The organism is Pararcticibacter amylolyticus, assembly GCF_003130405.1.
Classification (GTDB): Bacteria; Bacteroidota; Bacteroidia; order Sphingobacteriales; family Sphingobacteriaceae; genus Arcticibacter; species Arcticibacter amylolyticus.
Map to the genome: position 1 here is coordinate 338692 of NZ_QEAS01000002.1, position 22748 is coordinate 361439.

At 43.7% G+C, this 22748-nt stretch carries 17 protein-coding genes; 10 read left to right on the plus strand and 7 right to left on the minus strand.

Annotation, left to right across the window (positions count from 1 at the left end; all coding sequences use genetic code 11):
• Positions 1-314 precede the first annotated feature (314 nt).
• The 3 genes from DDR33_RS03900 to DDR33_RS03910 are packed head-to-tail and all read right to left on the minus strand — an operon-like array spanning position 315 to position 6708.
• A complete protein-coding gene (locus DDR33_RS03900) occupies positions 315-2447 on the minus strand; it encodes an OmpA family protein (protein WP_109414445.1) in 2133 nt (710 codons plus the stop codon).
• A 12-nt stretch (positions 2448-2459) separates the two neighbouring features.
• Entirely contained in the window at positions 2460-3395 is a 936-nt protein-coding gene (locus DDR33_RS03905; protein ID WP_109414446.1) for a PorP/SprF family type IX secretion system membrane protein, read from the minus strand.
• 1 nt (position 3396) lies between these two features.
• Positions 3397-6708, minus strand: coding sequence for an Ig-like domain-containing protein (locus tag DDR33_RS03910; protein ID WP_109414447.1), 3312 nt, complete (start codon positions 6706-6708; stop codon positions 3397-3399).
• A gap of 426 nt (positions 6709-7134) precedes the next feature.
• Here DDR33_RS03910 and DDR33_RS03915 point away from each other — a divergent pair, with 426 nt between their 5' ends.
• The 9 genes from DDR33_RS03915 (at position 7135) to DDR33_RS03955 (ending at position 18099) form a co-directional block, all read left to right on the plus strand.
• Complete coding sequence (locus tag DDR33_RS03915; RefSeq protein WP_109414448.1) at positions 7135-7818, plus strand: TolC family protein; 684 nt, start codon at positions 7135-7137, stop codon at positions 7816-7818.
• Positions 7819-9996 carry an exopolysaccharide transport family protein gene (locus tag DDR33_RS03920; protein ID WP_109414449.1) on the plus strand — a complete coding sequence of 726 codons (2178 nt, stop codon included), beginning with the start codon at positions 7819-7821 and terminating at the stop codon, positions 9994-9996.
• On the plus strand, positions 9993-11204 hold the full coding sequence (locus DDR33_RS03925; protein WP_109414450.1) for a glycosyltransferase: 1212 nt from the start codon (positions 9993-9995) through the stop codon (positions 11202-11204). Before DDR33_RS03920 ends, DDR33_RS03925 begins: the two co-directional genes overlap by 4 nt.
• 123 nt (positions 11205-11327) lie before the next feature.
• Positions 11328-12839 carry an O-antigen ligase family protein gene (locus tag DDR33_RS03930; RefSeq protein WP_109414451.1) on the plus strand — a complete coding sequence of 504 codons (1512 nt, stop codon included), beginning with the start codon at positions 11328-11330 and terminating at the stop codon, positions 12837-12839.
• The gene (locus DDR33_RS03935) at positions 12839-13699 is read left to right on the plus strand and encodes a glycosyltransferase family 2 protein (RefSeq protein WP_109414452.1); all 861 of its coding nucleotides are present in this window, start codon (positions 12839-12841) and stop codon (positions 13697-13699) included. Before DDR33_RS03930 ends, DDR33_RS03935 begins: the two co-directional genes overlap by 1 nt.
• Positions 13700-13714: 15 nt before the next feature.
• The gene (locus DDR33_RS03940) at positions 13715-14896 is read left to right on the plus strand and encodes a glycosyltransferase (protein ID WP_109414453.1); all 1182 of its coding nucleotides are present in this window, start codon (positions 13715-13717) and stop codon (positions 14894-14896) included.
• A gap of 20 nt (positions 14897-14916) precedes the next feature.
• Positions 14917-16272: a lipopolysaccharide biosynthesis protein gene (locus DDR33_RS03945; protein ID WP_109414454.1), complete on the plus strand. Its 1356-nt coding sequence runs from the start codon at positions 14917-14919 to the stop codon at positions 16270-16272.
• A gap of 5 nt (positions 16273-16277) precedes the next feature.
• Entirely contained in the window at positions 16278-17147 is an 870-nt protein-coding gene (locus tag DDR33_RS03950) for an alpha-1,2-fucosyltransferase (RefSeq protein ID WP_109414455.1), read from the plus strand.
• 4 nt (positions 17148-17151) lie between these two features.
• Positions 17152-18099 (plus strand): hypothetical protein, encoded by a 948-nt coding sequence (locus DDR33_RS03955; RefSeq protein ID WP_109414564.1) that lies wholly within the window; start codon positions 17152-17154, stop codon positions 18097-18099.
• Between the two features lie 96 nt (positions 18100-18195).
• Here the strand turns inward: DDR33_RS03955 and DDR33_RS03960 are convergent, their stop codons facing one another.
• The 3 genes from DDR33_RS03960 to DDR33_RS03970 are packed head-to-tail and all read right to left on the minus strand — an operon-like array spanning position 18196 to position 20829.
• Positions 18196-18984 (minus strand): glycosyltransferase family 2 protein, encoded by a 789-nt coding sequence (locus DDR33_RS03960; RefSeq protein WP_109414456.1) that lies wholly within the window; start codon positions 18982-18984, stop codon positions 18196-18198.
• Between the two features lie 15 nt (positions 18985-18999).
• Positions 19000-20013 carry a hypothetical protein gene (locus tag DDR33_RS03965; protein ID WP_109414457.1) on the minus strand — a complete coding sequence of 338 codons (1014 nt, stop codon included), beginning with the start codon at positions 20011-20013 and terminating at the stop codon, positions 19000-19002.
• 39 nt (positions 20014-20052) lie between these two features.
• Positions 20053-20829 (minus strand): glycosyltransferase, encoded by a 777-nt coding sequence (locus tag DDR33_RS03970; protein ID WP_109414458.1) that lies wholly within the window; start codon positions 20827-20829, stop codon positions 20053-20055.
• Positions 20830-21047: 218 nt separating this feature from the next.
• On the opposite strand from DDR33_RS03970, the gene DDR33_RS03975 reads away from it, so the two are divergent.
• Positions 21048-21791, plus strand: coding sequence for an FkbM family methyltransferase (locus DDR33_RS03975; protein ID WP_109414459.1), 744 nt, complete (start codon positions 21048-21050; stop codon positions 21789-21791).
• A gap of 11 nt (positions 21792-21802) precedes the next feature.
• Here DDR33_RS03975 and DDR33_RS03980 read toward each other — a convergent pair whose 3' ends face one another.
• Entirely contained in the window at positions 21803-22747 is a 945-nt protein-coding gene (locus DDR33_RS03980; RefSeq protein WP_109414460.1) for a hypothetical protein, read from the minus strand.
• Position 22748 lies beyond the last annotated feature (1 nt).

The window sequence follows — 22748 nt, forward strand, 5'->3', positions numbered from 1 at the left end:
GGGTCTATGCGTCGGAGCTTTAGAGGGAGTTGTACCTGGAGAGGGAAATACCGGAGGGCTAATGGTATTCAACAGGTAAAAGCGGGGTGTCCCAGGATTGGAAAATATCCTTTCGAACTGCCCCAAAGTGATTTAAAAAAGACGAAAGCCTCAGTATTCTGTAAATACTGAGGCTTTTTTATGATTAAGAAGAGGCTCTTCTTTTATGCCGGTTTCATTGTAACCGGTGATATCGCACTTGCATTATTTCCGGATGCCTGACTTTTGCAATACGATTCACAGTTTATTTAACAATTACTTTTAATCCGCCTTCCTTAACGCTCATTGCAGTCTAGCTGTGTCAGGTTAACGCCATTCAGGATCACATCAAACTCTGTACGGCGATTGAGCTGCTGGTCTGCTTCAGAGCAGGGCACGCCGTCAAAGCAGCGGTTTACCAGTCGTGTCTTTCCATAGTATTCAACTTTTATGCGGGAGGGGCTTATTCCACGTGATGCCAGATAAGCTTTTGCAGACGCCCCTCTTCGTAGTGACAGGCCGCGATTATAGTCATCTGAAGCTCTTGAGTCGCAGTGACTTGAAGTGATCACTGTAATTTCAGGATACTTTTTCATCAAAGTCGCCAATTCATCTAAAGCAGGCTTTGCATCCGGTCGGATCTCTGAACGATCAAGGTCATAATAGATACTTTGAACGGCAAACACACGTTTCAATGAGTCACAATGACTGATGACATATTGCTGAGGACTCTCGGTCTTATTAAGGTAAATGTCTGCCCTGATAACCGAATCCTTTGTAATACCTACTGAGGTAACAAAAGACAACTGGCTAACATAGCCGAGCTTCTGGCCTGTAATTTCATAGTCTGTCTCCCTGGCAAGGTCTCTTCTGAACTCACCTTTTGAATTTACACGGAGCGTGTCCGTTCCGTCCAGGTGGCGAAGCAGCAAACGACTGCCCGGAAGCGGAAGCTTTGTCCGCGCATCCCTTATAGTTCCTTCCAGGATGACGCGGTTCATTGCCTGACTTATGTGGTAAATATCATCTCCTCCCCTTCTGTTTGATGAGAAGAAGCCATTTTTACCGTCGTCATTCATCACAAGGCCGAAATCATCCGATGACGAATTGACGGGCACGCCTACATTCCTTGGAGCAAACATAGGTTTCATTTCCTTTAATGCAACTTCAAATATATCCAGGCCACCCAATCCGGCATGACCGGTCGAAGCAAAATATAAGGTACCATCCTTTGTCAGGAACGGGAATTGTTCATTACCCTCTGTATTGATCTGTTTACCCAAATTCACAGGGCGGGTCCAGCTTGTTCCGCCCGAACGTACGCAATAGTACAGGTCGGTACCTCCAAATCCACCTGGCATGTCAGACGCAAAGATCAGGATATTACCATCCTTGCTTAGTGCGGGATGACCTACAGAATATTCATCACTGTTGTATGGAAAGGGATTGATCCTTTTCAGATGGGCGCCGCTTGCCGTAAAAAGCTTCAGCTTATTGACCCCATCCTTGCTTTTTCCGGACCTTCCCCTGTAGAAGTTATTCCTTGTGAACATTAGCGAACCATCCGGAAATGCCGCCGACGGACCTTCATGATAACGGGAGTTCACCCTTCCTTTAAGGGGTTTCCCTATCTTTCCCGCATTAAGTACCAGGCCTAGTGTATCAAAAAATATAGATGGATTGTATTCGCCCAGCGTCTTACTGTCATTACTGGTAGGCGCGGTATCATCGTGATTAAACTTATAGTTTCCTTTACCGCCCTTCGCAGCAATTGCCAGCGCGCTATCAATATTCACATCCTTTACATCCTGTAATCTCTCTACCCAATATAAATTAGTGTATGGAGTATTGTCCCATGGGAATACCATACTGTTCACACCGCCCTTAAGCCGGTTACTGGCAAACAATAATCCACCCCGGAAATACAGTGGCGCATATTCGGACGCTGCCGAATTAATATTTGCATACGCAATCTTCCACAGTCCATTATTCCTGGTAAAATCTTTCACGTTGGCCCTGGCAAATGCAGAAGCCCGTTTGTCTGCAGGCATCAGGCTCAGGTATCTCCTGTACCATTGCTCAGACCGCTCATAACGCTGCTTATTGGCAAGCGCCTCAGCGTAATAAAGAACCCACTCAGACTTTAGTTCTTTCTGGCGTGAAAGCTTTTCATACCAGAATAAAGCCTCATCATAATTCTTAACCTGTTTATAGCTGAAAGCCAGCATTTCCTGCGCTTTTACATTAGCTGAATCTTTAGCTAAAACAACATTTAAATGTTGTATCGCCGACAAATACCTGAGGGAATTATATTCGGCAACAGCCTTTCTCATTTCTTTGGTGAGACCGCTGGGCGTTTGGGCAAAGGCCGTTCCGGCAGTCAGGATAACCAGGAATATGATGGATGATATTATAGATCTAATCTTCATAAATTATTGGAATCAGAAATATCTCGGTGATAAAATTTTGCCACGGCTTGAACCAAACTCAAACCTGATCATGATCTCATGACTTCCGGAATTGAAGTTCTTCAACCCAGTAGTACTGCGATCATAACTATACCCGATTCTTATTTGCGGAGTTGCCTGCAACTCCACCAATGCCGCCACGTCGGAGCTGGTACGGTATTGCGCACCAAAAGCTATCACATCCTTAATCCAGAGTGTTGCATTGAGATCCGCTTCTACAGGAGCTCCGCCAACTGCCTTTATCAGGAAAGATGGCTTCAGCTTAAAGTCCTCGGCCAGCGGAAATACATATCCCGAAGCCAGGAATAAATGGAGTGATTTCCGGTTTCCCTGGGTGCTGTCAGTAGCGGCATTGTTCTCATTTAAACGATTATTGAGAAGGCCCTGTGCTGAAAGTCCAACGTAATACCTGTCAGAGTTATAGTACACGCCGGTACCGAAGTTAAACATGAGTTTGTTAACATTATTCGCGAAAGCCGGGTCGTAGCCTCCTGAACTGCTTAATGGCACACTTGTAAAATCAGCAGTATACTGATAAAGACTTCCCTGTAGCCCGAAAGCCAGAGAGCCCTCGTCCATTCTGATCCTGTATGCATAACTGGCAGCTCCTCCTGTTGTCTTCGTAATACCCACCTCATCATTAAAGATCTGAAACCCCAATCCGATTTTCTTGCTGTTTACAGCCGCATCGATAGTCAATGTAGTTGTCTTGGGAGCACCTGCAATACCAGACCACTGTGCCCGGTGCAGGGCAGTAGCAGAAAGCACATTACGGCTTCCGGCATACGCCGGGTTAATAGCCAGTGTATTGAACATATACTGGGAATACATCGCATCCTGCTGAGCCAGTGCATCAACGGAGAGGATCAACGTACCTGCCAGCAATAAAAATATCTTCGCTCTTTTCATCTTACCTGTTTATTGTAACGTATCCAACTCTTTTCTCTTCATTCTGAATCGAAATCACAAAATAGTAAGTACCAACCGGTACATCTTCCCCGTAATGTATACCCTCGGTACACTTTCCATTCCAGTCGTTCTGATAATTCTTTGACCGGTATACCCGGTTCCCCCACCTGTTGTATACTTCCAGGCTTACCTGCTTGCCGGATGCGTTTTCAACGATGAAATAGTCGTTAATCCCATCGCCGTTCGGAGAAAACCCTCCCGGGATGAACAGCGGCTGTTTAACCAGCTTTACCGGGGTCAGTTCCGAAGGAGACGGATCTCCGGAAGTTACCGGGTCGGGGGTCAGGCCATTAGTAGACTGATCCGACACGCTGCTTCCGTTATTACCGGCCGTCCCGGTAACGCGGGAAGTATTATAAAAAGTAGCATCCTTATCACCTATGGAAACAATCAGATCCAGGGTCACGGTTTCCTTCCATCTTTCTCTTATGTAGCTGGAAGGCAGAAGCAATTCTTTGTCTGTTATGCCGTTATAAGAATCATTTACACGAAGATCGCCACTTGCGCTGATGCTTCTTACCGTGACGGAAGCAGATGGAAAAGCACCTGCAAGGTCATCCGTTAAGCTAAGCTGATTGATCCTGTGATCGCCGTAGTTAACCACTGTAAACACGAATGTGATGTTGTATGTTCCATCAGGGTTCTTCGTCATAGCTGTAAGGCCTTTAGCCAGCCCGATCTTAGCCGGACGGCTTACTTCTATGATCACCCTTCCCGGGGTCTCATTGCCGTTCTCATCCCTGATAACGTAATCAAAGTCATCCGGACCTGTATAACCAGGGTTAGGCGTGTAAATCCCGGTATTAGGATCAAAAGTCCCGTGTTTGGGAGGATTTGTCACCACTATAGTTCCACCGGGCGGTACCGGGATCTGTATGGTTGAAGGCTGATCGCTGGGAACCTCCACGATAATATCATCAATCTTGGGAGGAATTCCTGAAATCGTAAGATTTACGGTAATGGGATCAGATTCGAGTCCGTCGGCAGTTCTTAACCGGTAGGTAAACGAGTCAGTACCTGAATAGCCGCTTGCCGGGGTATAAGTAACCGTATTATCCGCATTTACCGTAATACTTCCATGCAGAGGCAAGGTGTTGGGAACCACGGAGGTACCTGTTTTACTAATATCGTTATCTTTTACAGGAATGCTCACTGGTGTGTTGAGATAGGCAGACCTGTTATCGGGGCTTCCCACCGGCCTCACATTAACCGTCACCAGGATCGGATCAGATTCCAGCCCCTCCTTATTTCTGAGTTTATAGGTAAATGTATCTTTGCCGCTGAAACCTGCCGCAGGAGTGTATGAAATTGTTCCCTCGGGATTCACAGTGATCACACCGTTAGCCGGATCCGTATTTTTTATGACGCTGGCGCCCGCTCTTCCGCTGTCGTTAGGCAAAACGGTCAATATTACCGGCGTTTCAGTGATAGTCCACCCGATATCCGGGGTTCCCGCTGGTTTCACATTAACAGCTATCAATACTGTAGCCTGTGTCGATTCAGCACCGTAGTTATCCTTTATGGTATAAACAAAAGAATCATACCCCGAGAAACCGTCACTTGGGCGATATCTTACCAGCCCGGTCGCGGGATCTACAAGGACAGTCCCGTGAGCTGGATTGGCTTTAATCGTAACGCTTGTCCTGTCAAGGGTGTTATCGCCATCGGGGTCCGTATCATTTGCCCAGACCGGAATCTCAATGAATGTATTTAAAGCGGTGGTGGTAGTGTCATTTTTAGCAACGGGCGTATGATTTATCGTAAGTACCACATCGTCAAAAAGCTCACATCCCGCGGTTGTAGTAACAGTCCACCGGAAAGTATAAGCGCCTCCGGAGAGGTTACTGACAAGAGAATTCTGCACTGCCGGATTCGAAAATGTCGCCGTATTTGCTCCCGAAACCTGCGACCATCTTCCGGTTGAACCGGAGGAGGGGCTGCTGCCCTTCATGATGTAGCTAGCTGTGGCGTTCAGAGTATGAATTAACTGATCCGGCCCGGCATCCGGCTGTGCGGGAGCCGGCGTATATGTGACCGTAATAACTGCAGGATCGGAAGTAACACCATAAGAATCGTTCACGGTATAGTACCCCACTACTGGTCCGGTAAAACTTGCCTCCGGGGTAAAAAGCACGTTACCATCAGAGCTAAAGGAGAAGGTTCCCTTTCCGGAAACAGAATAGGAGCTCTGAATACCCGCTGTCGCCGGATCCAGGTCTATAGATGCTTTATTGATGACTCCTCCTTCATTGGTGGCTTTATCGTTTGCTGTTACATCAATAACAGCCTCTGTGCCAGCACAGACTGATATAATGTCGTTACCAACCTCCGGTTTATTGAGCTCATCTCTTTTGTATACATCAATAAAAACGTTCCTGATCTCATGATAATTGGTCCTTTCACCTGTTGAAGATGCAATACCATATCTGAGATTGGCAGGAGCAGCCTCCCTGTAGTAAAAATTATCAATAACAGTGGTGGTAATCGGTGTAGGGCCTCCGCGCATCACCCTGACGGTAACATTATAGCCCCCTGCAGGATTTGGAGCAAGGTCCATATACACGCGGCGATACCCGGCGGAAGTAGAATCAGACTCCCTGTTGCTGCCGCCAGCTACTAATGGAAAGCCCAGAGACTGTGTCTGCTGGGAAGTCAGGTAGGGATAATTATCAGGAGTTAAACCCGCTCCGTTCCCGCGGCCCCTCAGAGTGATTGAACCCGGCATAAATCCAGGCCCCCCCTGCCGGCCTTGTGTCGGATTTGAAAAATTCCCAAATTCATCCAGACCTACAGCTATATACCCTTTGCTGACTCCCGGAGAAATGGGTGATGTATTGGTAATCTGGGCATAACCCAGGGAACCTCCAAACCCTCCGATATTAAAAGGGGATGCCAAAGCATCGTAGAGGAATAAACTGATCCCGTCGGCTCCCGTGCCCCCATATACATAATACTCAAAAATTACTTTTAAGCCGTTACGCGCAGGAAATTCTGCATTACTGATGATATACCCTTTTTGATAGGTGGTATTTCCGGTAAGCCTAAGATATCCCTGACCTTCCGGATCAATGCTTCCACCACCCGGAGCGGTACCGGGAGCAGCCGTAAGAATAGCAGAAGGTGCTCCACCGAATGTAATCCCAGGTGCAGTAGAGTTTCTGAAACTCTCCCTGTATGGCAACTGCGCAAAAGCCGCACCCGAAATCAGAAAGCAATATGCAAGTATTAAGACATATCGTAAATGTCCATTCATAAAACAAATTTTAAAAAGATTTTCCCGTTTCTATATTCATTCTCCCCAGAGGAAGGCTCCTCGTTCAACAAGTTTTTCAAAAATGAAGCCATAATCAAAGAAATCAACTTAACCTCCTGATTACTAAAAACTTTGAATAATCAGATCCCCTGACAAATAAATAGAAAGCATATATTAGCGTTTAAACGCGTAATCCCCACCCTCCTTGGGGAACAAATTCCTCACCAAATTGCTTATTAATTAAAAGACTGGTTCTCCAGACAGGTATATGAAACTATATCGACTCCAAAAAGTCAATTGGTACAATAATAGCATATTTAATCAAATAGCGGCACGTTAAAGCAGAATAAATTTAAAGCGTTATATTTGACATTTAACAAGGGTAAAGCAAGCCGCATTCAATGCAGGAACTAGAAATGGGTATTTATGAACTATAAAAAATCAGCAGTTTTTATTCTATTCAACGCGCTGATCTTAACAAACATTTCCTTAGCACAGGAAACGATGATGAACGACTTTTCCTACCTGTACTTGGAGAAGCTTGTTGCTGTGGCTAAAGAAAATTACCCCAGGGCTAAGGCTTTTAATAACAGGATTAATATTGCAAAAAGCAATATCAGTGCGCAAACATTGTCATGGCTGGAACCTTTTTCGTTCTCCTATTATTTCAGGGAAAACAATAATGCGATAGATATCGTCAATCCCGCATTACTTACCGGCTATCAATTTGGAGTATCTTTCAATCCGGGAAGTTTGTTCAGGAAGCCCTTTGCCGTTAAGACGGCAAAAGAGGAGCTTAAAATAACAAAACTTGAGCAGCAGGAATATGAGCTCCAATTAGAAACTGAGGTAAAAACACGTTATTTACAATACCTGCAGAACCTGAATAACCTGAGGCTACAATCCAAGGTAACTATTGATGCTGAAAGTATGTATAAGAACATTAAGAGCAGATATGAAAAAGGTGAAGTGCCGCTGGCTGATTACAATAACGTATCTGTGTCTCTGAACGCAGCTTACCAGGCTAAAATAGCCGCAGAAGCCGCACTTATAACATCTAAAGTATCACTTGAACAACTGCTGGTTAAAAAACTGGAAGAAATTAAATAAATGGACGAAATTAAAAAGTTCCTCCGCTTGCTGAAAAGGCATCGGTTTACCATTATCATTATCCCTGTTATTTCGGTTGTTATTACCTATTTCCTGGTACGCAATCAGCCTAACTCTTACCTTTCGCAGGCCAGGATTGCCACAGGGCTGGTGGACGACACCCAGCAATCGTCTTTTCTGGATGAGGTATCCCCCCGGGGACAGGAAATTACACAGGAATTCAGCAATATCGTGGAAATGATGAGGATGAAGAAGATCCTCGACCAGGTTTCCTACAGCCTGATGATCCATGACCTGACCCTGAACAGGCCGTTCAGACCCCTCAGTACAGCTGTAAGGGATTTAAACCCAGCTATGAGATCACAGCTGGTAAACACGCTTAAGGCCAAATATTCCAGGAGTGAAGAACTGAATCTTTGGGAGGGCCACCAGAGGGGCCTTTACGGATATGTTAAATCTATGGAATACGACAGTGAATCACTGAAAAACAAACTCAGGATCAACCGGGTGGGCGACAGTGATTTCATCAGTGTCGAGTTTGAATCTGAAAATCCAGAATTGTCAGCATTCATTGCTAATTCACTTTCCTCTGAATTCATAAAATACTACTCGTTCATTAAGAAATCTAATCAGCTAAAAGCGACTGCCTTTCTGAAGAATCTTATGGATGAAAAGAAAGCAGCACTTAACAATGCCGTAGATTCACTCCGCAGTTATAAGATCAGGAACAGGGTATTGAACCTGGATGAACAATCGAGCCAGTTATATGCGCAGATCATCGCCTATAACGAGAGGAAGCAGGATGTCATTAAATCTATAGCCTCCAACACGGGCGCTTTAAATGAAATTGACCGGAAATTCGAACCTGGTGAAAGAAAATATCTTGAATCGGCCCTTACCAGGCTTAATCAGCGGATCGTGGGGACAAGGCAGGAGCTTCAGGCGCTGTACGATCAGTATATCCAGAGTAATTTTGAAGAGCAGTATAAATCGTCGATCGATTCACTTCAGAACCTTCTCACCGCCGAAATAAACAAGAGCAATGATACCTACGCTTATAATCCGTTATCAGCAAAAGAACAACTGGTTCAGCAAAAATTAAACCTGGAGATCCAGCTCGACCTTTCACGGTACAGCATGAACTCAATAGAACGGGAATTGAATAGCCTCAATTCCCAGTTTGATCTCCTGGTTCCTCACGAGGCAGTTGTACAATCCCTTGACCGCGACATTGAAGTTGCCAGCCAGGAGTACCTTGATGCGCTTGGCAAGTACAATCAAAGCAATATGGTATCAGGTCTGGCTGTAAAACTCAACCTGGTTCAAAACGCAATGCCCGGAGCTATTCAGCCTTCGAAGAAGATGCTTCTTGTCATTCTGAGCGGTATCATCAGTTTTGCTTTTTGCTTTGTGGTATTGTTTCTGATATTTTTTACCGACCATTCGGTGCTTTCGGCCAAAGACCTGGCAAATAAGACCGGAAAACCTGTACTGGGCGAACTCGGTCACCTGAACTCCAGTGCCATAGATCTGAAAGAAATATGGAGTGCGGCAGGAAAAGAGGAGTTAACGGAGTTCAGGGAAGCTCTGCGGTCCGTCCGTTTCGAAATAGAAAGGGAACTGAAGGGAAAAGTCCTTGCAGTAACAAGCATGGGTCCTTCGGAAGGAAAAACGCTGCTCTCCTTAAGTGTTGCTTACGCATTCAGTAAAGCAAACAGGAAAGTACTCCTGCTTGACGGCAACTTCAGCCATCCTGAAATCAGTCGTCAGGCCAAAAACCCCGTTTACCTGGAAGATTATTTCAGGGGGGCCGGCCTGCTGAATGAACATTCTGCTGAATCTTTCGTGAGTGTACTTTCAAACCGCGGTGAAGATACTTCGGTGCTGGAACTCACTGATGAGGAGACTATCCACCAGAAAATAAACAAGCTGAAAGAGCAGTTCGATCTCATTATTATTGAGACACCATCCATTGACAGTTCCAATCAGGCAAAAGAATGGATCAGCTTTGCAGACAGTGTGGTAGCAGTTTTCGCCGCCGGTCAGACCATAAATGAAACCAAAAAGCTTTATGTCCAATATTTCAAGAGCATAGACGAAAAATTTGCGGGATGGGTACTTAATCAGCCGACTGCAGATGGCATCTACAAAAACAAAGGGAAGAAAAAAGGGATATGAGTTGGCTCTCCCCCATATGGACGGCAGTTCAGATTATCATCGGATACAATTTGGTGCTTCCGGTGCTGCTGTTCATCTTATGGCTTATTTTTAAACGGCGCGGGAGATCCGGTCGTATAGATAGTAGCTTTCAGCCAGACTATGCTATTATACTGACTGCCTACGAACAGACACACACGATTCCGGCGGCCGTTAATTCCATCCTGAATTTACATTACCGGAACTTTCTCCTTTATATTGTTGCTGATAACTGCGATGTCAGCGGGTTATCCTTCGATGATGAAAAAGTGATTATCCTGAGGCCCCCGATGATTCTTCAAAGTAATACAAGATCTCATTTCTATGCGATCAGCCACTTTCAAAGAAATCATACTCATTTAACGATCATAGACAGCGATAACCTCGTTGATCCCGGGTATCTGGACCAGCTCAACATTTATTTCAATAATGGATTTGAAGCCGTTCAGGGAGTCAGGAACGCAAAGAACCTGAATTCTGTTTACGCTTGCCTCGACGCTGCACGCGATATTTATTATCATTTTTATGACGGCAGGATCCTCTTCGGACTGGGGTCTTCAGCTACCCTTGCTGGTTCAGGCATGGCTTTCACCACGGAACTTTATGCAGGCTGCCTCCAGCATCTCGATGTGCAGGGGGCTGGCTTCGATAAGGTGCTTCAAAATGAAATTTTAAAAAAAGGGAAAAGGATCGCTTTTGCAGAGAAAGCGATTGTTTACGACGAAAAAACTTCGAGATCCGATCAACTGGTCAATCAGCGTTCAAGATGGATCAATACCTGGTTCCGGTATTTTTCATTTGGCTTTGGACTTATAACTCGTGGAATTACCAGGTTTAACCTCAATCAGTTCTTGTTCGGGCTCATCCTCCTAAGACCACCCCTTTTCATCTTCCTGCTGCTTTCGTTCGTCTGTCTTCTTGTGGATCTTTTCATAAGTCCGGTTCACGCCCTTCTTTGGGCTGTAGCATTTATGGTGTTCACCTGTGGATTTGCTATTTCACTGATATCTTCAGAAACAGATAAAAAGATCTACGATTCTTTGATTGCGATTCCTAAATTTATATATTTTCAGATAGTTTCACTGATATACAGCAGGAAAGCCAATAAACGTTCGGTCGCCACGAAGCATTATCACCCGGGTATGGAAAACAAAGACCGGACAACAAAGGAGGAAACAAATGAGGATTGATCCGGAAACAGGCACCACAAGCGGAAAACCCAAAAAGGATGTTAAAAAACTGTCGCGTAATGCGGCTATCGCGGTGTGTTTTGTAATCGTTTATTATTTTTTCATTAAACTCCTGTTCCTGTAATGGAAAAGATCAGCTTATATAAGGAGATGGGAGACACACCTAAAAAAAGCGCGTTCAGATCCTTCCTTACGTTCAGGGGCAAACCAGCCCCGGTTTTCTATCTTGTTCTGTTACTGTGCTCGGCTCTTATTTCCTTCACAGTTGCCTATTCAGGCGTTGGAGGAGGAATAGCTGTGCTGGCCTTGATCGTGGGACTTCCTCTGTCTTATGGGATAGTTGTTTACCCCAAGTTCGGAATCACTATCCTGCTCATATCGGCCTATCTGCTTATGTGGGTTTACAGGATGGGGATTGTGGATTATCCCCTGGGTACATTAATGGACGCCTTGCTGGGACTTCTCATCGTCGGGTTCCTGATTAAACAAAAGAAGAATCCTGACTGGACAATGTTCAAGACGCCTGTCGGAATAATTATTGTTCTCTGGATTTCCTACAACATTCTCCAGTTTGCCAATCCCTTCGCTGAATCCAGGATGGCCTGGATTTATACGATACGCTCGGTAGCTTTCGTCATGCTGATGTACTTCATTTTCTGCTATCATATCCGCACTGTCGCATTCATCCGCTTTATCGTAAAGATATGGATAGCTCTGTCACTCTTTGCGGCACTTTACGGACTGAAACAGGAATTCATTGGTTTTTTTGATTATGAGTTCAGAAGTATAGATAATCAGAGGTTCAGGTCTCTCCTGTTCATCGCCGGTCACTGGCGTAAGTTTTCGATATTTACCGATCCCGTTGCATTTTCTTATAATATGGTAGCAAGTGCCATCATGTGCCTGGTGCTTATCTTCCGCCCGGCCATGGTTTTATGGAAGAGGATTACACTTTTCGTACTGGCCTCCATATTCCTGTATTCTATGCTGTTTTCCGGCACCAGGGGGGCGTATGTGCTCATACCGGCAGCGATCGTCTTATTTGTGATCCTCAATCCGGCAAGAAAGGTTCTGCTGATTTGCTCTGTCATTGCGGTATTATTCACCATCGTAGTCTTTTTACCGACATCCAGTCCAACTATACGACGTTTCCAAACCGCGTTCAGACCTTCTGAAGATGCATCCTTTAATGCCCGTAAGAATAATCAGAAACGCTTTCAGCCTTATATCCGGTCGCATCCAATTGGCGGCGGACTCGGCGCCACAGGCGGCTGGGGTGTAAAGTTCGCCCCTCATTCTTACCTCGCACAACTTCCGCCGGATAGCGGATATGTGAGGGTTGCAGCAGAATTGGGGTGGATAGGACTGTTCATGATCTGCACATTGTTTTTCATCATCCTGAAAACAGGTATTGACAGCTATTGGAAAATAAAAGATCCCGAACTGAAGAACTATACCCTGGCAATGATTCTGATCGTGTTTGCTTACGCTATCGGTAATTATCCTCAGGAAGCAATCGTGCAATTCCCTTCTAATGTTTATTTTTACCTGTATACAGCACTTATCTTTGTAGTGGCAAGATTGGATGCGGAGAAATCGAACAAAGTGACAAACGAAAATAACATACAGGCATAATGAGCATTTTCTCAGTCCCGGACTGGATCGGACAGTATAACTTTCCGTTCATTTTTTTTGAAGAAATTCCGGATCAGGTGTTTGATTCGATCAATTCAGATCTCGACAAGCTGGTTTCAAATACACCGGAGGTCAGCATCTTGATTTCAGCATGGAACGAGGAAGTGAACATCCTCAGATGTATCGCTGCATTGGCAAAAACGAAGACCAGCCTTCCGGTCGAGATCATTGTCATCAATAATAATTCTACAGACAGAACCCAGGATACGTTAAACAAACTGCATATCAAAAGCTTGTTTCAGCCTATTCAGGGTTGGGGCCCGGCCAGGCAGCTCGGACAAGAAAACGCCGGAGGCAAATATATCCTGCTGGCCGATGCTGATTGCTTCTATCCCCCAACCTGGGTAGATGCCATGGTAAACGGATTAAAGCAGCCCGGTGTGGTGTGTGTTTACGGCAGATATTCTTTCATTCCCGAGCCGGGCTTCCCCAGGTGGAAGCTATATATGCTCGAGAAAATGAAGGATGTCATCGCCGAGGTGAGGCAGATAAAAAGACCTTATTTAAATTCCTATGGGATTAATATGGGATATATCCGGGAATACGGCCTGAAGGTTGGGTTTGTCATGAAAATGATCCGCGGAGATGAAGGCCGCCTCGCTTTTGATCTGATGACTTATGGGAAAATCAGGCAGGTCAGATCCAACAAGGCACGCACCTGGACAGGTCCCCGTACGCTTGCTAAAGACGGCAGCTTCAGTAAGGCCCTGACCAATCGTGTGAAACGGGAATTCAACCGCTTCTTCAAGATATTGACCCCCGAGAAACCACACGATACCAAAACATCTTCCAACGATTAGCTAGCGCCTTAAAGTATGAATTTTGTCTTTGTAAGCCTTCAGAGAATCAACACAGACAGGGAATCGACGTCTACAAGTCTTGCAAAGGAACTGGCAAGGCAAAATCATCAGGTTCTTTATGTAAATCACCCGCTTGACAGAAGGACGCTTCTTAAAAAGGAAAGAGATCCCTACACAAACGAACATATCAGGAAAATAAAAGAAGGAGAGCCCTCCCTGGTGAAGATCGGAGAAAACTTGTGGGAACTGAATCCGGCAAAGACACTGGAATCCATAAACTGGATACCCAATACAACGATTTTCAGGCTTTTTAATAAACTTAACAACCTCAGGTTCGGTGCTGAAATCCGGGAAGCTGTCCGTCAGCTCCAGTTCGGGTCCTTTATCCTGATCAACGATAAAGATATTTTCAGAAGCTTTTACCTGAAGGAGATATTAAAACCGTCTTTGTACGTTTACCTTGACAGGGATTACACCCTGGGCTTTGACTACTGGAAAAGGCACGGAATAACACTCGAACCGGAATTAATGAAGAAGAGTGATGCGATTGTATGCAACTCACTCGATTTCACGAAAAATGCATCGAAGTATAACCCCAGGAGCTTTTATATAGGCAATGGCGGCGATCTTTCCTTGTTTAATAAAAACAATGCAGGTCCTGTTCCGCCGGAACTCCGCGATTTGCCCCGCCCTGTCATCGGGTATGTAGGTCTTTTAACAGCTCAGCGCCTCGATATCGAACTCATAAGAAAAACCGCTCTGAACAGCCGCGGAAGTGTCGTTCTGATCGGAGCAGAAGACGAGATATTCAGTAAAAGCGATCTTCATAACCTGAAGAACGTTTATTTTATCGAAAAGAAACACACGCGGGAGATCCCGTCTTATATTAATGCTTTTGATGTCTGTATTAACCCGCAGGTGATTAATAAAATAACGATTGGCAATTTCCCCCTCAAAATTATTGAATACCTCGCAATGGGCAAACCGGTTGTGGCTATCTCTACCAACACCATGAGGGAGGTCTTCTCCGAGCATTGTTACCTGTCGGAAGATCACGATGGTTTTATTGAGAATATAGAAACTGCCCTCAGGGAAAATAATACTCAGCTTGAATCCGAACGAATGGAATATGCACAGAACTTTAGTTGGGAGAATATCGTAAAAAGACTGACGGGCATAATCTGCTCCTTGAATTAACGAACAACAATTGAAGTTTAATGCGTCTTTTAACCGACTTAGCAAATAAAATAAACAGTACAGACTGGCTCAAATCAGGGCTCTTTGTTACTGCTGGCAAAGGCATTGTGGTGGTTTCTAATTTCCTGACTTTCTACCTTTTAGTACGGATCTGCACAGAAGAACAATATGGACTCTGGATACTGTATACCTCTATCTATTCTATCTTTGAAATAGCAGGGAACAGCTTTGTCAATAATGCGATCATCAAGTATTACAACGATTATAAAGACGATCAGAACGGGCTCTTCATTTTCAATGCGCTCGCTTTCTGCCTCTTTTTAACACTTATTATTTCGGTTCTGTTAACAGGTTCTATCTATTTCATCGACAACATTTACCACTCTGCAATTCTCAATCATATGCTGTGGTATGCTCCCCTGCTCCTTCTCTTTTCTGCTCTTATCAACTTCGGAATATGCATAGAGCAGGGAAATATGAAATTTAAAGGTCAGCTGATATCATCCCTTATAAGGTCCGGCTTATTTATCATTTATCTCGGTGCTGTGATCATCCTGAATATGAAAATAACCCTTACAGACTTTATCATGATCCAGCTGTTATCCGGGGCACTCTCCATCATCGTGATATTTTTTCTTATAAAACGGTATCTTGCTTTGAAGCCTGTGCTGCACAAACCGGTTATCCGGGACATTGCCACTTATGGCTTGTTCACCTTCGGCGTTGAGGTGGTCGGCCAGGTATCCAACAATATCGGGCAGCTAATTTCGGGGGCATTGCTGACGCCTGCGGCTGTAGGCATTATAAATGTTGCAAACCGGGTTTTGCAGTTAATAGAGATTCCGCTTCAGTCAATCTCTATGATATTGCTGCCAAAAGGTGTGGTTACGATGAAGGATGAAGGAATGACAGGGATCCGTACTTTGTACGAAAAGGTGTGCTCCATGCTTGTGGCAGTCATGTTTCCTTTTCTGCTGCTTCTTTTTATATTCTCGGATCAGGTGATCTATATTATAGCGGGAGATAAGTTCATGCAGGCATCTGTTCTTCTTAAGGTTATCGTGGTATTCAGTTTAATAAAACCCTTTGGAAGAAACGCAGGAGTTATCCTCAATGCTGTTGGTAAAACACAGATCAACTTTCTGATGGTAATTATTCCTACGGCCATCAACCTTATTTTAAGTTACGTGTTGATAAAGGAGTTCGGGGTAATAGGTTCGCCAACAGCAAATCTGATTGCAACTGTTGTTGGCTTCATCTTTAACCAGATTGTCTTGTTCAAACTTGCGGGGGTTGAGTTGAAAAATATTATGCACAGAACCATTTCTCTGTATCAGAAAGGATTTAAAATGGTCATTCACCGGGGACAACATTAGGCATTATGATCATTCCAGTAATCACAAGCGGTCTCGGGAATCAGTTATTCCAATATGCCCTGGCAAAACAGCTTTCTGTTCTGAATAATACACAGCTGTATTTCGATCTGAGGTTCTATCAAACAGAATATGCCAGGGAGACACAGCGAACCTTTAAACTGGATAAATTCAATATACAATATTCTGAACTGAACAGACCACTTGAGTACGGTATTAAGCTTACAAGGGCTTTTCCCAACCGGAATGTGCCACTGTTATTCTCGTATGTACGGGAAAAGCATTTTCATTTTGACCCTGACATACTGGAGCTACGGTCGCCCTGCATATTTTTGATGGGGTACTGGCAGTCCGAGAAATATTTCCATCAGGCAGCAGACCAGGTGCGGAAAGAATTATCATTTAAAAATGAACCATGTGAAGTGTTTTTCCGTATTAAAGAGCAAATCATCAACGCAAATAATCCGGTGTCGCTACATATAAGACGGGGCGATTATGTTCACCATCCCGTATTCAGTGAGACATTTGGTTTCATCGGTACTGATTATTACAGGATGGCTATTTCCCGCATGAATTCAATGGTTGGCGAATGTGATTTTTTTATTTTTACAGATGACAGAGAATGGGTGGAAAAGGAGTTTCCGCTCCCGGGAAATGCAACGTATGTAACATGTACCGGCCCGGACGCTGATATAGATGATTTACACCTGATGACACTCTGCAATCACCATATCATTGCAAACAGTTCCTACAGCTGGTGGGGCGCATGGCTTGGAAATAATGCAGATAAATGTGTCATCGCCCCAAAACACTGGTATAAAAACCAACCCGACTGGGACATTAAAGATTTAGTACCTGATGGCTGGGAACAGATTTAAAATAATGAAGAATTATATAAGAAAGTTTCTCCTTTTGCTTGTAGTGGTAAAATATCCCAAAGTCAGGAAAGAATACAAATATTTTATCCGCGACAATTATTATTGCCGTTTACTGCAATTTAAATATTTGTACAAAGATTACATTAAAAAAGGCAGGTATAAAACGATCGAGTTTCAGGGCGAATTCGACCAGGAAATACGATATGTTATGCCCTATGCCTACTGGCACTACCTCAACGGCACCCTGAAAAAAACCATCTCCTGTAAGGGGACCAAAGAATTCTACTTTTTCAGTGATAATCACGAAGAACGCTATGATGAAAGGTTATGGGAAAAGAGCTATACCAACTTCACCATCCCTAACATGACCCATAGCATCAGTTTTAGCTACAGGAAATGGAAGAGAATCCCTTTCAGGGAGCATTACAGTAACACCACCTTCCGGTATTCCAAGCCGACGCTGGTGATTGCCAACAAGTATAATGTAGAATGGGAAAAAGCACCTTTAAACTTCCTCGACATCTCAACCCTCGACAGCATTATTTCAAAGTATAAAGAAAAGTATCAGATAATTTATAACAGGCCTCTCCCTTCCCAGATCGTCGAAGACAACAGTGCAATACTGGATCTGCAGGAACATCAATGGCTGAGGGAAACTCATCCGGAAGTGATCCTGATGGATGATCTGTACAGGCAGCACCAGGGCACTGTAAACAATTTCAATCACCTCCAACTCATGGTGTATGCCAATTGTTCCCATTATATATCCATGCACGGCGGAACAGGAGCTTTGGCAAGTTGTTTTGGCGGTGTGAATATTATTCTGTCAAAGCGCGGAATCGAACATGAGCTCAAAGAATTTGATACTATTGTACCCATGCTGTCAGGAGCAAAGATCCTTCACGCAAAGACAGAGGCCGAAATACTGGAATACTTATCGGAAAACTATTAACGGGAAATCAAATCCGGCATCTTTTCGCGTTGTACCGAGACACCTCTCCTGCCGGTCTGAAGAGCCGGTGGCAGTTAAGCTTCCCCTAAGAAACCACTATTTTATTTTGGGATAACGGTATAGCTGGACAGTATTTTTGATCAGCCTGTATTTCAGATACACCGCTCTGAGAACGCGGATAAAGAAATCTTTTTTGTGCCGCCAGGGCTTGCGCTCCATCATGCTGGGTTCATCATTAGAATTCTGATGAATGAATACCTTATCATAATCTTTCGCAATAAGGGCCTTTCCACCGTTCCTGATAAAAGAAAGGCTCATATCAAATTCCGTCACATCACCGGCCCACCCCTCTTTGTATTCACCGAATTTTTTAAAAAAGCTGCTTCTTCTCAAATGAGGATTGTCGCTGTAACAAAAGAATTTAAGGTGACTCGTATTCCATTTATTAAAGAACACCAAGGAAAAATGATCATTATAGGGACTCAGATCAGGGTAACGAAACAACGCAAAAAAACGGATAAAGTCTATCTGACTGTCCTCATTTAAAATAGAAAGCGACTCAGAAAGCCTTTCAGGGAAAACAGGCGCAGGAATGAAATCTTCCTGGACATACAAAGTATAAGGCGACTTAACCTCTTTCTGCCCCTTATTAATGTTATTGCCAAGACCCTTGTTGTATGGAGACGTCACGAGCTTAAAATCAAACTCGCCCTGAAGCCTGCGAACGCGTCCCAAATGATCAGGACCGCTGCCATCGTCAGACACGATGATCTCTGCAAAAACACATTTAAGATCCCGGAATGCCATTAGCAGACGCTCCAGAGAAATGCTGCGGTTATAATGAGTGATTAAAAGAGTTACTTCTTCAAATATATATGGATCCATTTTAAATTAGTATCGTTAATGAGCTCTTAAAGCGGCTTTCAACTCCGCCGACCGTAAGCCCAGATAAGACCAGAACAAACGACTCAAAGGGATGTTCAATAAAGCTTTGATAAGAAAAGAAGCTCCTTTATATATCTTTCTACGTTTGAAGGCATTTGCAGAGATCGAGAAGAACTGATCATGAGATACGATCTTCTTCAGAGCTGGCAGCAAAGAGCCGATACTTTTCACTTTTTCAGCAATCGCTCTTTCGGCAAACTCAGGCGTCAGGATTTCCCTTACCAAATGATCAACCCTGGCTTTGCAGCCGTAGTAATGAACCAGGTAGTTACTGAATGGCGCTAATCGCGTTTTTTCCTGCAACAACAGTGAAAATGCGATCTGCTCACTTATAAACCAACCCGTACTGGGGAAAAAAATATCACTTAATGAGAGTATTCCCTTTAACAGATGAAGATTGCTTTTGGAAATACCTACAGTACCAGAATTCCAAACCTGATGCGTAAGATTGAAGGAAATTTTCTCCCCTTCTATTTCAAAAATAGTTTTTGAGATCAGTTTCAGAAATCTCTCCGGATACTGGAGAGCATTTTCAAACTTATCTCCCATAAATTTCTTATAAATCTGCTGCACTTCGCCAAGGCTGTATTCACGAACATGCATAATACTGGTGCCTGCATTAAGCTTTTTCAGTACATCCAGCGAGTTCTTTACAAAGAAAGTATCAGAATCGAGGTAGAAGATATCCCGCTCCGGATAAACATGAGCGATTTTATCAAGAACACAAATCTTACGTCTGTGAATATAGCCGCTTTCGTCTACCATTTCGGTCAGGTCAAACTGGCTCAGCAAAAAATATTCTACGTCTGCGCCCTTTAAAAAGCGATCAAAATATTCCTGGTTATCTGTGGCAATAATTAATCGGAAATGTTCACTGCTGCCGTGAAAAAAAAGGAAGCTCAGTGCAGAAAATACCGCCCTCCTGTATTCTTCTTCCCTTCCGTAAGCCAAATACACTATATTAACCATAAACAACGTTCCTTAAAATTGCCAATACCCCTGTATGCTTTAATATTTTACAAATAAGATATCAAAATTATATCTGATCTGACGATAAGAGTCGCGTAAAAACCTGATGAAGAAACTATTGCTCCGTGTCCACTTACTTCTCATTAGTGAACTGGGTTCTGTTTCTGAATTCATCTGTATAAAAAGTTCCTTAAAATTATCGTAAAAAAGCCCCTTACCTTTCTTCTGAATAAAGTTTATACATTTCCTGTATTCTGTCCGGTCAACGTTCCGCCCTTCGGCGTACCTGCCAAATTTCTCCAGGAAATTAGTTCTTCTCAGGTGAGGATGATCGCTATAAAAATAAATTTTCCTGTAATCGCCAAACCAGGGCTTAACATACATCTCCGAAAACCCATCTTTATACGGCTTCAGGTAAGGATATTTCAGATATGAATAAAACCGGATAATATCGAAGTCGGGGCGCTCTTCCATAATCTGAAGAGCACTCCTGAATTTTTCCGGAAACAACAGTGTGGGTACAAAATCCTCCTGTACATATAGGGTATAAGGAGTTTTTACTGCGTCCTGCCCCTTATTTATATTATTTCCAAGACCTCTGTTAACCGGGGTTGTCACCAGGTTAAAACGATAGATCCTGCTAAGTTCCCTGAGCACATCAAGATGTTCAGGCTTGCTGCAATCGTCTGAAACAACCACATCTGCGAATGAACAATTAAGTTCCTGAAACGTTCTGAGTAAACGCTCCAGAGAACTGCTCCTGTTGTAATGAGTCACTAACAGAGTGACATTATTAAAATGAGATTGAGTATCCACTAATTATAACAAAGAGAAAATTATACCATTTTATAAACGCTATCAATATACAAATAATATGCCGTCGGAACAGTGGCCATTTGAGCCCAAACGGAACTATCACCCCATATTGTGAAATATTCTTCCCGGCGTGGATATACAAGGCTCCTTCAGCGGGAAATACACAAACAGAAAAGTCCGGTCAGGTTTTTGCAGATTAACTATAAAGCAAGAATTGAATGAAGAATAAAATAAAATTTCTCCTTCAGAATATCCTGGGTTTTAAAAATTACCTCTTCCTTTTCTCCCTTTTTACGATAAGAAAGGCTCTGTCAAGAAGGTACGAACCTGGTTTTTCCCTCTTTGTTGACCGGATAAGAAACGGAGGCATTGTGCTTGATGTTGGTGCAAATATTGGTATCACAGCAATTCCAATCGCGCTTAATCATAAAAGCATGAAAGTACACGCCTTCGAGCCCATTGCCGAAAATTTCGCCACCTTGCAGAAAGTGGTATCGTTCCACAAAGCAGGCAATGTTTCAACCTTCAATATCGCCCTCGGTAACAAGTCAGGGCAGCTAAGGATGATCATGCCCCTAAAAGGTAAGGCACGACAACAGGGACTCAGTAAAGTGTATGTGGAAGGCAGCACAGAAAAGGGCATCATCTACGACGTACCGGTAAAAAGACTTGATGACCTGTATCCGGAAGAAGAGATATCCGCCATTAAGATCGACGTTGAAAATTTCGAATATGAAGTATTATCCGGAGCCGTCAATTTAATAAGAAGATGCCATCCGATTGTGTACTGCGAACTATGGAACAATGATAAACGGCAAATGGTCTTTGAACTTTTTCAAACAGAGGGATATAGTATTTACATCTTCGACGCGGAGAGTAATTCGCTGGTCCCGCTCAAAGACAAGACAACACCGGAATGTAACTTCTTCTTATTACCAGAAGAAAAAAAAACCGGATTCTGAACTTTAAAACTTCAGTTCAACCTTTTTATATCAGCCGCCAGTTTCCTAGTAAACATTTCAGCGCCAGTGCGGTTCAAATGCTCGGAATTGTAGAAATAAGCAGTATCATGCGAAATTGGATCGTTCGAATAATCCAGGAAAGGGATATTGTTTATCCCTGAAACTTGGCGAAAGTAGCTGAATACCTCATCACGGTTGACGAAATATTTCTGAACCTTGATGTATTCAGGAGAATACACAAAATAGAGCTTTATGCCTTTCTCCCGGCAGATACTTACCACATCTTCAAACTCTTTCTTTATGTACTTTTCCAGTTTCGGATGAAAGCGTTTCTTCGACTTCACGAAGTCGGAAAAGCTGTTGTCCCATTTCCGCTCCCGTCCCTCATAGCCCCTGAAACGGGGAGCGTCCATTTCTACGCTCTTATTAAGGTAAAGCAGGAATCCGATCTTAAGAAATTCGGGACGCGTACGATATTTCATAGCAGGAACATAGAGGTCGTACATGCCGAAACTGTTCTGATACCCGGAAGTTCCGCGCAGGATCACCGTATCGCTCAGAAACGGCATAAATTGCGGAGGGTCAAAAATTCCTTTCCCTTTTTCCAGGTCTTTAGCCGAGAGGGAAAGAATGATAGCTTTGGGTATTTTGTTCGTATTCATGTATACCCGAAAACGCGTGTAAGTAAGGTTAAAATCGGCTCCGTCTATTCCTAAATTGTAGGATGAAAGATGCAAGCCCGAATCAAGGATCGCCGGGGAAATATGCGCCAATGCCCTCGAGTTACCGAGGATAAGAAGGTCAGCATTCACTTTCCGGTCATATATATCATTCCAGACGCTGAATTCGCCATTCCGGTATTTACGAAGTCCCTTATCCACGACCTTTTGAATAAAATACAGCGGAATATACAGGCACAGTACAAAAAGAAATATTTTGAAGGTCAGTAATTTCATA